Annotated in this window: 12 protein-coding genes; 5 read left to right on the top strand and 7 right to left on the bottom strand. The window is 66.2% G+C overall.

Features of this window, described 5'->3' with window-relative positions:
- Positions 1-115 precede the first annotated feature (115 nt).
- On the top strand, positions 116-574 hold the full coding sequence (rirA, locus tag PV773_RS04795) for an iron-responsive transcriptional regulator RirA (RefSeq protein ID WP_340038986.1): 459 nt from the start codon (positions 116-118) through the stop codon (positions 572-574).
- Between the two features lie 2 nt (positions 575-576).
- Here rirA and PV773_RS04790 read toward each other — a convergent pair whose 3' ends face one another.
- From PV773_RS04790 to hemP, 5 genes are read right to left on the bottom strand one after another with little or no spacing between them, the layout of a single operon-like run.
- On the bottom strand, positions 577-1,368 hold the full coding sequence (locus tag PV773_RS04790; protein ID WP_347965238.1) for a heme ABC transporter ATP-binding protein: 792 nt from the start codon (positions 1,366-1,368) through the stop codon (positions 577-579).
- Between the two features lie 19 nt (positions 1,369-1,387).
- On the bottom strand, positions 1,388-2,497 hold the full coding sequence (locus PV773_RS04785) for an iron ABC transporter permease (RefSeq protein WP_347965237.1): 1,110 nt from the start codon (positions 2,495-2,497) through the stop codon (positions 1,388-1,390).
- Between the two features lie 10 nt (positions 2,498-2,507).
- Positions 2,508-3,410 (bottom strand): ABC transporter substrate-binding protein, encoded by a 903-nt coding sequence (locus PV773_RS04780; RefSeq protein ID WP_347965236.1) that lies wholly within the window; start codon positions 3,408-3,410, stop codon positions 2,508-2,510.
- 5 nt (positions 3,411-3,415) lie between these two features.
- Complete coding sequence (locus PV773_RS04775) at positions 3,416-4,471, bottom strand: ChuX/HutX family heme-like substrate-binding protein (protein ID WP_347965235.1); 1,056 nt, start codon at positions 4,469-4,471, stop codon at positions 3,416-3,418.
- Positions 4,472-4,482: 11 nt separating this feature from the next.
- Positions 4,483-4,707: a hemin uptake protein HemP gene (hemP, locus tag PV773_RS04770; protein WP_347965234.1), complete on the bottom strand. Its 225-nt coding sequence runs from the start codon at positions 4,705-4,707 to the stop codon at positions 4,483-4,485.
- Positions 4,708-4,909: 202 nt separating this feature from the next.
- Here hemP and PV773_RS04765 point away from each other — a divergent pair, with 202 nt between their 5' ends.
- The 3 genes from PV773_RS04765 to PV773_RS04755 are packed head-to-tail and all read left to right on the top strand — an operon-like array spanning position 4,910 to position 8,705.
- On the top strand, positions 4,910-6,964 hold the full coding sequence (locus PV773_RS04765) for a TonB-dependent receptor (RefSeq protein WP_347965233.1): 2,055 nt from the start codon (positions 4,910-4,912) through the stop codon (positions 6,962-6,964).
- A gap of 4 nt (positions 6,965-6,968) precedes the next feature.
- Entirely contained in the window at positions 6,969-7,415 is a 447-nt protein-coding gene (locus PV773_RS04760) for a hypothetical protein (protein ID WP_347965232.1), read from the top strand.
- Between the two features lie 9 nt (positions 7,416-7,424).
- Positions 7,425-8,705 (top strand): TonB family protein, encoded by a 1,281-nt coding sequence (locus tag PV773_RS04755; RefSeq protein ID WP_347965231.1) that lies wholly within the window; start codon positions 7,425-7,427, stop codon positions 8,703-8,705.
- A 157-nt stretch (positions 8,706-8,862) separates the two neighbouring features.
- Here PV773_RS04755 and putA read toward each other — a convergent pair whose 3' ends face one another.
- Complete coding sequence (gene putA / locus PV773_RS04750; protein WP_347965230.1) at positions 8,863-12,468, bottom strand: bifunctional proline dehydrogenase/L-glutamate gamma-semialdehyde dehydrogenase PutA; 3,606 nt, start codon at positions 12,466-12,468, stop codon at positions 8,863-8,865.
- Positions 12,469-12,639: 171 nt separating this feature from the next.
- Between putA and PV773_RS04745 the strand changes: the two genes are divergently transcribed.
- Entirely contained in the window at positions 12,640-13,092 is a 453-nt protein-coding gene (locus PV773_RS04745; protein ID WP_340038976.1) for an Lrp/AsnC ligand binding domain-containing protein, read from the top strand.
- Here PV773_RS04745 and PV773_RS04740 read toward each other — a convergent pair.
- On the bottom strand, positions 13,089-14,246 hold the full coding sequence (locus PV773_RS04740) for a cytochrome c peroxidase (RefSeq protein WP_347965429.1): 1,158 nt from the start codon (positions 14,244-14,246) through the stop codon (positions 13,089-13,091). The two genes, PV773_RS04745 and PV773_RS04740, sit on opposite strands and share 4 nt — an antisense overlap.
- Positions 14,247-14,435: the final 189 nt, after the last annotated feature.

Below are 14,435 nucleotides of genomic sequence, written 5' to 3'. Positions count from 1 at the left end.
GCTGGCTTGCGCCGGGAGCGGGACGGCGCGGAAATTGTTGACAGCGCTTGTCTGGAATTATTCTAAGATGTAGGCCATATAAGAAGCCTGTCCGCGCCACTGCGAGGAATCACCGATGCGACTCACACGCCAGACCAACTACGCCATGCGTATCCTCATGTACTGCGCGGCCAATGAAGGACGGCTGAGCCGCGTTCCCGAGATTGCCGCCGCCTACACGGTGTCGGAGCTGTTCCTGTTCAAGATCCTGCAGCCGCTCGTCGAGGCAGGTCTGGTCGAGACCGTGCGCGGCCGCAACGGCGGCGTGCGTCTGGGCAAACCCGCCGACAAGATCTCGCTGTTCGACGTCGTGCGCGTGACCGAAGAGAATTTCGCCATGGCCGAGTGCTTCGAGGCCGACGCCGAGTGCCCGCTGATGGACAGCTGCGGCCTCAACTCGGCATTGCGCGAGGCCCTGAACGCCTTTTTCGAGGTGCTGGGCCGCTACACGATCGCCGACCTCGTCGCCGCCCGTCCGAACATGCGCGACGTGCTGGGCATCAACTTCCCCGCGCCCCAGTCGCTGGCAAGCTGAGTTCAGGCCGCCGCCGACTGCGGCAGCACGAACGGTACGCGAGATGGCGGCAGGGCGCCGACGCGCAGGCGGCAGTCGAACACCCTTTCGATCAGTTCGTCACTGAGCACCTCGTGGGGCGAGCCCCTCGCCGCCAGGCGGCCGCGATGCATGACGCCGATCGTGTCTGCGTACATCGCGGTCAGGTTGAGGTCGTGCAGTATGGCCACGACCGCACCGCCGCGCCGCGCGAAGTCGCGGGCGATCTCCATGATGATCAGCTGGTGTTTGATGTCGAGGCTGGACACCGGCTCGTCGAGGAAGAGGTAGCGCGGCTGCCCGTCGAGCACCGGCGCCCACACCTGGCAGAGGACGCGCGCCAACTGCACACGCTGCTGTTCGCCGCCCGAAAGCTCCTGATAGAACCGTCCCGAAAATCCTTGCAGGTCGACGCGCGCCAGCGCCCGCTCCGGCAGCCTGTCGTCTTCGCCGGCCAATGCGCCTGAACGACCGCCGGTGACGCCGAGCTTGACGATCTCGCGTACCGTGAAGGGAAACGAAAGTGCGGTCGACTGCGGCAGCACCGCGCGCATGGCGGCGGCCTGCCACGGCTTGAGGGACGCGATGTCGCGGCCGTTGAGCGAGGCGTTGCCGGAATACGGCAGCTCGCCGGTCAAGGCCTTCAGCAGGGTCGACTTGCCGGATCCGTTGGGACCGACGATCGCGGCCAGTTCGCCGGGGCGAACGGAGAAGTCGACGTCGGCGACGATCCGCCTGGAGCCGATGTTCACGCAAACCTGACGTGCTTCGAGCATGTTCTTGTCCTTTCCAGCGTCAGAGGTCGACGACGCCGCGCTTGCGCAGCAGGATCCAGAGGAAGAACGGACCGCCCACCGCGGCCGTGACGATGCCGATCGGCAATTCGGCGGGTGCTACGATGGTGCGGCTCACCGCATCGGCGAGCAGCAGCAGGCAGGCGCCGAGAAGCGCCGAGGCCGGCAGCAGGTAGCGGTTGTCCGGACCGATGGCGAGCCTCAGCAGATGCGGCACGACGATGCCGACGAAACCGATGCCGCCGCTGACGGCCACCGCGGCACCGATGGCCGCCGAGACCGCGACGATGGCGATATATTTCAGGCGTTGCACCGGCACGCCGAGATGGGCGGCGGTGGCCTCGCCGAGCGCCATGGCATTGAGCCCCCTGGCGAGGAACGGGGTCGCGGCTAGCGCCGCCACGATGATCGGGCCGGCCGCGCCGATCTTGACCCAGGTGGCGCCGGCGAGCGAGCCGAGCTGCCAGAAGGTCAGGTCGCGCAGCTGCCGGTCGTCGGCCATGTAGACTAGGATGCCGGTCAGCGCGATCGCCATGGCGCCCAGCGCGATGCCGGCGAGCAGCATGGTGGCGATCGAGGTTCGCCCCTGCCGCGTCGCGACGTTGTAGAGGATGATCGTCGTCACCAACCCGCCGAAGAAGGCCGCCAGCGGCAGGGCATAGCTGCCGAATACCGCGGTGAACGGCGCAAGCAGGGTCGAGCCGAGCACGATCACCGAGACGGCGCCCAGGCCCGATCCGGCGGACACCCCGACGAGGCCGGGATCGGCGAGCGGGTTGCGGAACAGACCCTGCATGACGGCGCCCGAAACTGCGAGCGCTGCTCCGATGAGGATACCGAGGATTACGCGCGGCAGGCGGATGTCGTAGACGATGATGGCATCGCGTGCAGACAGCGCCTCGTTGCCCGGATCGACGCCGAACAGCCATGCGCGGAGCAACCCGATCGCCGAGGCATCGGACGCGCCCCAGGTGAGACTGGTGAGCGCCGTCACCGCAAGCATGGCGGCCAGGAGACCTATCACCAACAGTGCCCTGGCGGAACGGTCGCCGCTTACATGACGACCGCCCGCCTCCGCGCCGGCCACGCCGGCAATCGCTTCATCCGTCACTGTATCGGTCCTATCGCTTCACCGCGTCGCCATAGAGCGCCGCAGCGAGGTCCTTGACGGCGCTTGCCGTGCGCGGTCCGAAGCCGAGCAGATAGGCTCCGTCCATCCGGATCAGCTTCCTCGCCTGGCCGGCCGGCGTCGAGGCGATCGCAGGGCTGCCGTAGACCTGCGCATCACCGATGGCGAGCTCGCCCTCGCGGTCCATCATCAGGATGATGTCCGGCCTGGCGGTGAGCGCCGCCTCGTCCGTCAGCTGCTTGTAGCCGGAAAAGCCCTCGACCGCGTTGACCCCTCCGGCCAATGCGATAATGCCGTCGGCGGCGGTGCCGCTGCCGGAAGCCATGATCTTGCCGCCCTGCATGCCGAGGATGAACAGCACCCGCTTTCGCTCGGCCTGCGGGATGTCGGCCGTCAGCGCCTCGGCGGCACTGAGCTGCGCGTCGACCTCCTTGGCCAGCGTTTCGGCCTTCGCCTCGGCATCGAGCGCCTTGCCGACGATCCGGATCTTGTCGACGATACCCTCATGGCTGAAGCCTTCGGGCACGGTGATCAGCGGTATGCTCGCCTTCTTGAGCACATCCACCGCTTCCTTGGGACCGCTGCCCTCGAGCGCGAGGATGCCCGAAGGGTTGACCGAGAGCACGCCCTCCGGCGACAGCGCCCGCATGTAGCCGACGTCGGGCAGCTTGAGGGCCGCTTCGGGATAGACGCTCGTCGAATCGCGCGCGACCAGCGCCTTTTCCTCGCCAAGCGCGTAGACGATCTCGGTGATCGAGCCGCCGACCGTGGCAATCCGCGAGCGATCCGGCAGCACGCCAGGTTCTTCCGCCGTTCGGCCTGCGCCTGCGGTCGACAGCAGGACGAGCCCGATCGCGGCCGAGCGAGCCAGCCCCTTGGTGATCGACATGTTCATTCTCCTTACGCCGCGTTCTGCTGTGCGGCAGCCGGCAGCGTCTCGACGAGGCCACGCCACCCCTGGCGTTCACCCTGCCCTTCCTTCCGCATGCCGAAGAACTGGATGATCATGTCGCCATTGGCGTCATAGGCCTCGACCGAGGTCACATGGCCGTCCTTGTTCGGCTTGCGCACCGCCCAGAGTTCCTGGACGTGGTCGGCGCGCAGATGGAGGTGGAAGGTTTCGTCCATGACGTTGATCCACGGCCCCACCGGCTTGACGTTCTTCACCGAACCCGAGTGGATCTGGATGCAGCCGCGGTTGCCGACGAAGCACATGATCGGCAGCTCCGTCTCGGAAGCCTGGTGGAACATCGTCTGCAGCGCGCCCCCGTCCAGCATCCATGCATAGTCGCGGCCGACCATGCGCATCGCCTCCTGGCGGCCGAGCTTCAGCGACTTGAGCATGCCGAAGAACTGGTGCGTGTCGGTCATGCTGCTCCAGCGCTGGCGCAGCTCGTCGACGCTTGCCGAGCTGTCGTCGGCAGGCTTGTCGAGTGCTGCCGGCACCGTCACCATCGTCGGCTCCTGATCGGCGCTGGCCAGCGCCTCGACCAGCTTCTGATAGGCATAGAGGTTGGACGCAGGGCGCAGATGCACCTTGTGCACGGCATTGCCCGCGGCATCGAAGAACTGCAGGCTGCGGCGAATGTCGTCGCCATCGCGCTTCTCGACGGCAAACCCGTGCGCCCAGGCGCCCGGGAAGATGCGCAGGTCGATCTGCTCGCCCAGCACCATGGCGCTCAGCTTGCCCTGCACCACCTTGTCGTAGACGCCGATCTTCTCGTGCACTGCGCTTTCGTTGCGGGTCAGCGCCATCACCTCGCCGACGGCCTCGAGCCCGGCGAGCAGGTCGTTGACGCGCGGTTCGATGCGAACCACGCCCTCGCCGCAGTGGGCGGCAACCAGTTCCGCCTCGGATATCCCCAGTTGCCCGGCCAGGTCGCGCTCGCGCATCTTGGGGTTGCCCGATCGCGCCCGCCTGATTGCATGCGGGGCGGGTTTCACGCGCTGGTCCATTTTCGAAGCACCTACTTGTTGAGAATGAGCTTGCCCTGACGGGTGATCTTGAGGCGGTAGAGCGCACCGCCGTGGTTGATGCCGATCTCGTAGTCGCCGAGGAACAGCGACTCGCTGGTCAGGGTCCTGACCACCAGGGATTCGGCGATCGGGCGCGTGCCCATCTGCCCTTCCGGGCGCCGGTATCCGTGCCTGTACTGGCCCGAACGGAAGTGGTTCGGATTGTGCGAATTCATCTCATTGCACTCCTTGGTCCACCCATCCAGCCGGACCATTCCGGCGGGCTGAAATGTTCAAATCAAATTGTTGACTCAAACTATCATGTTTACTAGTCAGTGCAATACCGGAGCGAACGAGTCAAGATTAAGACGAACCGGGCAGACGAAAAAGTGCGAGCAAGCAGCGGGCAAGCCAGCATGGGACATTTGGAGTTGGGATATGGGGCTGGTTGCTCGGAACAAGGCTGCTCTTCTGGGCGGAGCGGCGATGATGGTGCTGGCTGGACTGCAGGCCGCGAAAGCCCAGGAAGTCCAGACCAATGAACAGGACAAGAAGGGCCGCGTGACGCTGCTGCAGCGCCTGATCGTGGGTGCCGGCGCCGAAAAGGTGGCCATCGACACGCCACAAGCGGTGTCGGTCATGGAGCAGGAGGACATCGATCAGAAGCAAGCCGAAACGGTCGGCGAACTGGTCAAGACGATCCCGGGCGTCAACGTGTCGGGCTCCGACCGCGCGCTCGGCCAGACCTTCAACATCCGCGGCGTCGGCGGTCCCGAGAGCGGCGGCGAGGAAGGCCGCATCATCGTCAACGTCGACGGGGCGACCAAGTTCTACGAGCAGTACCGCGTGGGCGGCCTGTTCACCGACACCGAGCTGTTCAAGCGCGTCGAAGTGCTGCGCGGGCCCGCGTCGTCCACGCTCTACGGATCGGGCGCGCTGGGCGGCGTCATCAACTTCACCACCAAGGACGCGGCCGACTTTCTGGCCGACGGTCAGAAAGGCGCGCTGCGGCTCAAGTCCGCCTTCGATTCGAATTCCGAAGGCGCGCTTGGTTCGGCGATCCTGGCGACACGCCTCGGCGACAATTTCGAACTGTTGGCCGCTGGCAACTATCGCTACGCCAACGCCTACACCTCCGGAAACGGCACCGAAATCCCCGGCTCCGAGATCGGCGCCCCGTCGGGCCTGCTGAAAGGCACCTATCGCTTCGGCGACAACGACGAGCAGGCCCTGCGTGCATCCTACATGCAGTGGCAGACCGACGAGGACGACCAGTACTATAACCAGACCGGCATCGACGTGCCGCCCGGCTTCGGCACGGTCGACCGCAAGATTACCGACAAGACGGCTATCATCGCTTACGAGAACCCGGCCTCGGACAATCCCTGGCTCGACCTCAAGGTGCAGGCGTCCTTCTCCGACACCGTCAACGACCAGTCGGACGCCACCATCCCCTCGCTCAACCGCACCTTCGGCTACGAAACCTATCAGTTCAGCGTGCAGAACACCTTCGACTATGTAGGCGACAACTTCGTCAATCATCTCACCGTCGGCTCGCAGAGCAACTTCCAGGAGCGGACGACGCTCAAGAGCAAGTCCGGCACCCACCCGCAGGGTACCCGGACGGCAACCGGCGCCTTCATGCAAAACGAATTCATCTGGGACGAGCGCCTGACGCTCATCGCCGGCGCGCGCCTCGACTGGCAAAGGCTGGAGCCGACCGACATCGCCGCGGCCAGCGCCAAGGACCACACGGCCTTCTCCCCGAAGATCGCGGCGCACTACAAGTTCAATGACACCTTTGCCGTGTTCGGGTCGGTAGCCCATACGGAGCGCGTGCCCACCATCGACGAGGTCTTCGATTCGGCGCAGATCGGACGCCCCGACCTCAAGAAGGAACTGTCGAACAACTACGAGGCCGGCGTCGCGGTTTCGCTCTACGACGTGGCCCAGCCGGGCGATGCGGTGCAGCTCAAGACCACCGGCTTCTACAACGACATCACCGACCTGATCACCGACAACGGAAACGGCGCCAATCCGCGCTACACCAACATCGGCGCGGCACGCATCTATGGCGCCGAGGTCGAACTGGCCTATGATTCGGACTACGTCTTCGGCAACGCGGCCTATTCCTACGTGATCGGCGAGGACCTGCTGAAGGACATGCCGCTGAACACCGTCGCGCCGCATGAGTTCGCCTTCACCCTTGGCGGCCGGGTGCCTGATCGCGACCTGTCCTTCGGCTGGACAAGCCGTTTCGTGGCGGCCCAGGACCGCGTCAGCAAACTGCCCAACACGCGCCGGCCCACCTCTTCCTTCGCCACCCACGACATGTTCGTGACGTGGAAGCCGCAGGACGGCGCTTGGAAGGGTTTCGAGACCAACTTCCGCGTCGACAACATCTTCAACGAACAGTACCGCGAGTTCCTCTCGGGCACGGCCGGCAAGGGCCGCACCTTCAAGCTCACCCTCGTCAAGCAGCTGGACTGGTGATGCGATGAGGGAGAACGCCTGGACGTTTCCCATTCTGGCAGCGGCAGTGACTGCCCTCCCTGGGGCAGTGAGTTCAGCTGGGGCGCAAGGCGCCCCGGCAACACCGGAACTGCTGCTCGAACTCAATGCCGCCACCCCATCCGACAAGGGCTGCCGCCTCACCTTCGTGGTCAGCAACAGGCTAGGAGCCGAGCTTTCCCGCGCGGCGTTCGAGATCGCCCTGTTCAACCAAGCAGGCGTGGTCGACCGCCTGACCGTTCTCGACTTCGAGCAACTGCCTGCAGGCAAGACCAAGGTGACACGGTTCGACCTGCCCGGCACCGACTGCACCAAGGTAAACCGCGCGCTGGTCAACCGGGCCACCGACTGTGCCGGCCCCGGCGTGGAGCCGTCGGCTTGCCTGAAGTCGCTGCGGACCGAATCCAAATCCGGCATCGCATTCGGGATTTGAGGGGCTGCCGTGGGACTTGAACCGGCCTTCGCCAAAAGCACCGTCGCCTGGCCGCTGGCCGGCGTCGGGACGTGGCCGATCGAGCCCGACGATCCGGCCTTCGCGATTCCTCACGGCGCCCTCAGGATCTGCGCCAGCGACACGGCGCACAGGACCTACATAGCCGACGCCAGCCCGCTGCTCACGGTACCGGCGAGCGAACCGCTCGCTGCGAAGCCGGCTCCAGCCAAGGCCCGCAGCCGGAAGTGGCTCACGGCGGTACTCGCCTCCGTCGCGCTGCATTCGGCGGTGGCAATGTTCTTCATGACCCGCAACGACAGCGAGCAGATCCTGATCGAGGGAAGTGCCGACGCCGGCATCACCCTGCTCGGCAATGCCGCCGAGGATCAGTCCACCGCAGGCGATCCGTCCGAAATCGACTCAAGGACGGTCACCAACGTGACCATAGTCACCATGCTCGACGCCAAGCCGGTCGAGACGACCGAAGCCGAGGCTCAGCCGGATATTCCGCCTGTGAAGCCGGTCCAACCTGTGGCCCAGGAAACGCCTGCCGAAACGATCCAGCCTGTCACCAGCCAACCGGGCGTGCCGGCGGCCACGGAACCGCTTCCGGAAATCCTCGCGACCGACAGGGTCGCCCCCGTCGAGGAAGACGATGTCGTCCAGAAGCCTGTCGAGATGGCCAATGTCGAGCCTGCAGAGACGAAGGCCGAAGTCGTGCCGGCACCCGACCCTGAAACGGTTGTCGCCGACCCCGAACCGGAACCAGCCAAGCCTGAGGGGAAGCCGGAGCCGGTGAAGAAGGCCGAGCCGAAGCCGGCCAGGAAGCCGGAAACCAAGGCCGAGCAGCCGAAGAAATTGGCAAAGGCGCCCGCGAGAAAAGAGAAGGCCGGATCGGCGGGCAAGAGTCAGGTGGACGCCCGCAAGGGCGATGCCGACGGCGCGGCAAACGGCACCACGGCCGCCAAGGGCAAGAGCGGCAGCAGCACGTCCGCCGGCAACGCATCGGTTTCGAACTATCCCGGCAAGGTTGCGGCCAAGCTGCGCCGCGCCCTGCGCGGCATCTCGCGCGCCGCCAGAGCCAAGGCCCGCAGCGACGTGCAGGTAACCTTCACCGTTGGCGCGTCGGGCGGTGTCGGCGGCATCCGCATCGTCCAGAGTTCCGGGTCGGCCGAACTCGACGCCGCCGCCCTGGAAGTCGTCCGCCGCGCCGCCCCGTTCCCGCCGATTCCTGCCGAGGCAGGCCGGTCCAGCTGGCAGTTCACCCTGCCGCTCGGCATCGGCCGTTGACCATCGGAGAACTTGCGCAACGCGCGCAGGAACGCGCGCTCGGCCGAGCCTTCGGCCATCCGCAATTCAACGGATTTTCGGCGGTCGAAGTCAGGTGACGTGACCGCCGGCGCCTTCAGATTCGAAAGGGGCAGGCCCGAGCCCGCCCCTTTTTTCGCTAGACGGACGCCAGCAGGCTGGCGTTGCCGCCGGCGGCCGTCGTGTCGACGCAGACCGCCCGCTCGTGGGCATAGGCCGCCGGATAGATCACCTCGCTGATCAGCGGAACGATCGGTCCCTTGCGCTCGGCCAGCACCTTGCGGATGATCTTCATGCCTTCCTGCGTGCCGGAATAGGCAACGACATCGACCGCCAGCGCGCGTGCTTCGACCGGATCGGCGCGACCATCGATCGACGAGATCGGCAGTCCCTTGCCCAGCAGCGCCTGCAATGTCGCCGGCGCACCTGGAGCCACCGCCAGTACCGAGCAGCCGGCCGCAAGAGCCTGGATCGCCTGGGCGAGCAGCGTTTCGGCATCAGGTCCAAGCACCAGAACGCGACCGCGCGGATTGAGCGACAGCGTGTTGGCCTCGCCCGTCGGTCCGGGCAGGTCGACCTGGCCGAAGTCGATGGCTGCCGCAGCCGCAATCGCAGCCGCACCCTTGCCGCGCAGATGCTTGCGCAGGATGGCGATGCGGTCGCCGCGCATTGCCCACTCGCCGGCATCGACGAGATTGTCGACCAGCTCGGTCGCCGTCACCTTGCGGCCGTCGGCCGTAACCTGGCCGCTCTCGGCCGCCTTGCGGAAGCGGCGGAGATAGTGGGGACCGCCGGCCTTTGGGCCGGTGCCGGACAGGCCCTCGCCGCCGAAGGGCTGCGAGCCCACCACTGCGCCGATCTGGTTGCGGTTGACATAGATGTTGCCGGCGTGGATGCGGTCGACGATGTGCTGCACGCGGCCCTCGATGCGGGTGTGCAGGCCGAAGGTCAGGCCGTAGCCCTTGCGGTTGATAGCCGAAACCACCTCGTCGATCTGGTCCGCGTCGAAGGTCGCGACATGCAGGACGGGACCGAAGATCTCGCGTTCCATCTCCTCGATGCCCTTGACCCTGAAGACATGCGGGGCGACGAAACGGCCGTCGGCGGGCGCATCGAGCTTGGCGATCAGCTTGCCCTTGGCTTCCATCTTCTCGCAGTAATCGCGGATGCCGCTCTGCGCCTCCTCGTCGATGACGGGACCGACGTCGGTCGACAGCAGCCACGGATCGCCGACGGTGAGCGCGTCCATCGCGCCCTTCAGCATCTCGACCATCTTCTTCTCGACGTCCTTCTGAACGTAGAGCACGCGCAGCGCCGAGCAGCGCTGGCCGGCACTCTGGAACGACGAGGCAAGCACGTCGCGGATCGCCTGCTCGGGCAGAGCGGTGGAGTCGACGATCATGGCGTTGAGGCCGCCGGTCTCGGCGATCAGCATGGCGTCGGGCGCGGCCGTCTCGGCAAGCTGCCGCTCGATGGTCTTGGCAACCTCGGTCGAACCGGTGAAGCAGACGCCGGCAATGCGCGGGTCGGCGGTCAGCGGCGCGCCGACGGTCGGACCGTCGCCGGGCAGCAGCTGGATGACATCTTCCGGAACGCCGGCCTCGCGCATCATCTCGACGGCACGCGCGGCGATCAGCGGGGTCTGCTCGGCAGGCTTGGCTATGACGGTGTTGCCGGTGACGAGGGCCGCCGCGATCTGGCCGGTGAAGATGGCCAGCGGGAAGTTCCACGGCGAAATGCAGACGATGGCGCCGCGTGCCTCGGTGCCCGCTTCGGCCTTCTCGGCCTCGGCAGCGTAGTAGCGCAGGAAGTCGACCGCCTCGCGCACCTCGGCGACGCCATCGGACAGCGACTTGCCGGCCTCGCGGGTGGCAAGCGCGAAGAACTCGGCCGCGTTGGCCTCGTAGAGATCGGCGGTACGGCGCAGGATCGCGGCACGCTCGGCGACGGGCTTCCTGGCCCAGGCCGGCTGCGCCTCGACGGCGATGCGCACGGCCGTGTCCACCTGCTTGGCGGCGGCTTCGGTCACCGTGCCGACGATGTCGGACGGCTTGGCCGGATTGGTCACCTTGCGCGACGCGCCATAGCCGGCGGCGCGCGTGATCGGCTTCGCGACCCAGCGATCGGCACCGTTGAAGCCCGACTTGGCATGGTCGATCGCAGCAAGCGTGGTCGTATCGGTGATGTCCCAGCCCTTGGCGTTCTGACGGCCGGCGCCGAAGATCGCGGCAGGCGTGGGGATCGACGGGTTGGAAGCAGGCCCTTGCGTCTCCACCGTTTCGAGCGGGTCGCGGGCGATGTCCTCGGGCGCCACGTCCTCGTCGGTCAACTGATGGACGAAGGACGAGTTGGCGCCGTTCTCGAGCAGGCGACGAACCAGATAGGCAAGCAAGTCGGAATGTGCGCCGACGGGAGCGTAGATGCGGCAGCGCGTGCCCTCGGCCTTGCGCACCGTCTCGTGCAGGGCTTCGCCCATGCCGTGCAGGCGCTGGAACTCGAAGGACGTGCGGTCCGTGGCCATCGACAGGATGGCGGCAACCGTGTGCGCGTTGTGGGTGGCGAACTGCGGGTAGATGCGGTCGGTCATCGACAAGAGCTTGCGGGCGCAGGCCATGTAGGACACGTCGGTGTTGGCCTTGCGGGTGAACACCGGATAGCCGGGCAGGCCCAGCGTCTGGGCGCGCTTGATCTCGGTGTCCCAGTAGGCGCCCTTGACCAAGCGCACCATGATCTTGCGGTCGAGCTTGTTGGCCAGTGCATAGAGCCAGTCGATGGCGAAGGCCGTGCGCGGACCATAGGCCTGCACGACGACGCCGAAGCCGTACCAGTCGGCGAGATCGGGATGCGCCAGCACGCGCTCGATGACGTCGAGCGACAGGTCGAGACGGTCGGCCTCCTCGGCGTCGATGTTGAGGCCCATGCGGGCGCGCTTGGCGGCAAGGCACAGCGACAGCAGCCGCTCGGCCATCACCGGCAGCATGTCGTCGCGGTGCGAGACCTCGTAGCGCGGATGTAGCGCCGACAGCTTGACCGAAATGCCGTGGTTGTAGCGGATGTCGGGGCCGTTGCTGCCGTTGTCCAGCGACGAGATCGCCTCGGCATAGGCCCGATGGTAGCGCAGCGCGTCGGCCTCGGTGCGGGCGGCCTCGCCCAGCATGTCGAAGGAGTAGAGGTAGCCTTTCTGGATCATCGAGCGGCCGCGCTTGACGGCTTCGGTGATGGTGCGGCCGAGCACGAACTGCTCGCCCATCTCGCGCATGGCGGCGGCAACCGCGGTGCGGATCACCGGTTCGCCGAGACGGCGCACCATGGCGCGCAGGGTGCGCTCGATCGAGCCTTCGCCCTCGTCCAGCACGCGGCCCGTCAGCATCAGCGCCCAGGTCGAGGCGTTGACGAAGATCGAGCTGGAGCCGCCCGAGTGGGCCGACCAGTCATGCGGCGCGATCTTGTCGGCGATGAGGTCGTCCATGGTCTCGGTGTCGGGTACGCGCAGCAGCGCCTCGGCCAGGCACATCAGCGCCACGCCTTCCTTGGTCGACAGGCCGTAGGCCGAGAGGAAGACCTCCATCAGCCGCGGATCGGTCGAGCCGCGAACGGCACGCACGAGGTCGGCGGCGCGCGCCGAGATCGCCTTGCGGTCGTCGACGGACAGGTTGGCGAGAGCCGCCAGCCGCTTCACGGCTGCTGCTTCGTCGGGGAGGTAGTTGGCGCGGATTTCCTGGCGGATGGCGTCGAGCGCTTGCATGGCGATCCTGTGGAGCGGTTGGCATGATGGCGCGGCGGCAGAAGGTGCCGCAGAGCCCTTTGCCGGAAGCTAGCATAACGCCAGCTCGGCAACCGGTCCAAAGAAGTCGACGCGGCAGGCCATATGATCTACCATTGAGGCAAATCGACGACGTTATAGATTACCAAGGCGATGTCAGAAGACCAATTGGACCGCATTGACCGCAATATCATGTTCGCCCTGTCGCGCGACGGCCGGCTGTCCATGGCCGAACTCGCCACAAAGGTCGGCCTTTCCAAGACGCCGGTCCAGGCGCGGGTCAAGCGGCTGGAGAAGGATGGCTACATCAGGGGCTATCAGGCAATCATCGACAGCGAACGCATGGGCGAAGGCCACGTCGCCTTCGTCCAGGTCAAGCTGTCGGACACCCGCTCGGCCGCGCTCGACGATTTCAACCGCGCCGTTCATGCCGTGCGCGAGATCGAGCAGTGCCACATGATGGCGGCGAGCTTCGACTACCTGCTGAAGGTGCGCACCAGGGACATCGCCGCCTACCGCCGCGTGCTCGGCGAGCGCATCTCCGCCCTGCCCCATGTCGCCCAGACGTCGACCTTCGTGGCGATGGAAACGGTCAAGGACCGCTAGTCCGACAGCGTCTTGAGGAACGCCACCAGGGCCGCCCGCTCCTGATCGGACAAGATCAACGGATGAAGCTCCGTCTCGCCCTCGACCGCCCTCGGCGCCGTGGCGTAGTGGTTCACCACCTGCTCCAGCGTCGCGAACTGCCCGGCATGCATGTAGGGCGGACGGTCGCCAACCCCTCGAAGCGACGGCGTCTTGTAGGCACGCACCAGTTCCGGCGAGCCTTTCTGCATGAAGCGCAGCTCGCCGCACGCCTCTTCCCCGCCGTCGCGGAATTTTCCCAGGCAATTGAACGGATCGGCGAACATCTCGCCCAGTACTGAGATGCGGCCGCGATCCTCGGGCAGGTCTGCAACCGGCGGCACACCGGTATTGTGGAACTCATTGTCGGTGAAGCGCGGGCCTATGTGGCAGGTCGAGCACCTGGCCTTGCCGATGAACAGCTTGAGCCCCTGTCGCTCCTCATCAGAAAGATCGTTCTCCGGTGCGGGCATGCCGCCTTTGGCAAGGGCGTCGGCGAAGCGGTCGAACCGGGTCTGGCCATGGACCAGCGAGCGCTCGAAGGCGGCGATGGCCTTGCCGATGTCGGCAAAGACCAGATCGACGCCGTCGCGCTCCGCTTGAGTCATGCCCGCCCAAGCGGCCTGTTCGGCCGGCGTTCCGAACGGCCCGGCGCTCGCCGGCAGGCCGGAAAGATCAGGCAGCGGGCGGAATATCCGTTCGTAGCGCTCGCCGAAACGGCGCTTGAGGTAGTGAGCATAGGCCAGTCGGGTGCCCGCCTGCTCCTTGGGGTTCTCGAGCGGCAGCAGTGCCTGCGCCCAGAGGCTGTCGCGCCGCCCGTCCCAGAACAAGAACGGATCGCGCGCCACGCCCGCCAGTGGCATCGTGCGACGGTTGGTTTCGGCAACACCGACACCGCGCGGAAGATCGTCCTGGAATTGGCGGTCGATCTTGTGACAGGTGCCGCAGGCGACGTTGCCGTCGCGGCTCATGCCTGTGTCGAAGAACAGCGTCGCCCCCAGGGCCGCAGCGCCGGGATCGTCGGCGAAGCGATTGGTGAGATCGGGCGGTAGCGGCGCAAGCGCCGACAGCGACATCGACGCGATGGTGCGCTTTTCGGCATCGTTTAATTCAGGCTCGCTGCTGCCGGCCAGCATCACCACCAGCGAAGCAGCCAAGGCGAGATGTCTGATTGCAGCCGACTTCATTTTCCCGCAGGCGCCTCGCCCTCCTCGCCTCCTGCCGACAACGTTTTCAGCAGATCCGGCATTCCCGAGCGCGCCGACTATAGCCGATGGCAGCAATATCTACTGCAAAGAGGAGTATCTTTATCTCGCCCACGGCCT

The sequence above is a fragment of the Mesorhizobium sp. CC13 genome, assembly GCF_039907765.1.
GTDB lineage: Bacteria > Pseudomonadota > Alphaproteobacteria > Rhizobiales > Rhizobiaceae > Aminobacter.
Note: the sequence above shows the minus strand (reverse complement) of the source record. Positions and strands in the feature narration are given on the sequence as shown.

Excerpts from the sequence above, each read along its gene's own strand:
- rirA (WP_340038986.1), top strand. The coding sequence starts at position 116 with ATGCGACTCACACGCCAGACCAACTACGCCATGCGTATCCTCATGTAC.
- PV773_RS04790 (WP_347965238.1), bottom strand. The coding sequence starts at position 1,368 with ATGCTCGAAGCACGTCAGGTTTGCGTGAACATCGGCTCCAGGCGGATC.
- PV773_RS04780 (WP_347965236.1), bottom strand. The coding sequence starts at position 3,410 with ATGAACATGTCGATCACCAAGGGGCTGGCTCGCTCGGCCGCGATCGGG.
- PV773_RS04775 (WP_347965235.1), bottom strand. The coding sequence starts at position 4,471 with ATGGACCAGCGCGTGAAACCCGCCCCGCATGCAATCAGGCGGGCGCGA.
- hemP (WP_347965234.1), bottom strand. The coding sequence starts at position 4,707 with ATGAATTCGCACAATCCGAACCACTTCCGTTCGGGCCAGTACAGGCAC.
- PV773_RS04765 (WP_347965233.1), top strand. The coding sequence starts at position 4,910 with ATGGGGCTGGTTGCTCGGAACAAGGCTGCTCTTCTGGGCGGAGCGGCG.
- PV773_RS04760 (WP_347965232.1), top strand. The coding sequence starts at position 6,969 with ATGAGGGAGAACGCCTGGACGTTTCCCATTCTGGCAGCGGCAGTGACT.
- putA (WP_347965230.1), bottom strand. The coding sequence starts at position 12,468 with ATGCAAGCGCTCGACGCCATCCGCCAGGAAATCCGCGCCAACTACCTC.
- PV773_RS04745 (WP_340038976.1), top strand. The coding sequence starts at position 12,640 with ATGTCAGAAGACCAATTGGACCGCATTGACCGCAATATCATGTTCGCC.
- PV773_RS04740 (WP_347965429.1), bottom strand. The coding sequence starts at position 14,246 with ATGCTGGCCGGCAGCAGCGAGCCTGAATTAAACGATGCCGAAAAGCGC.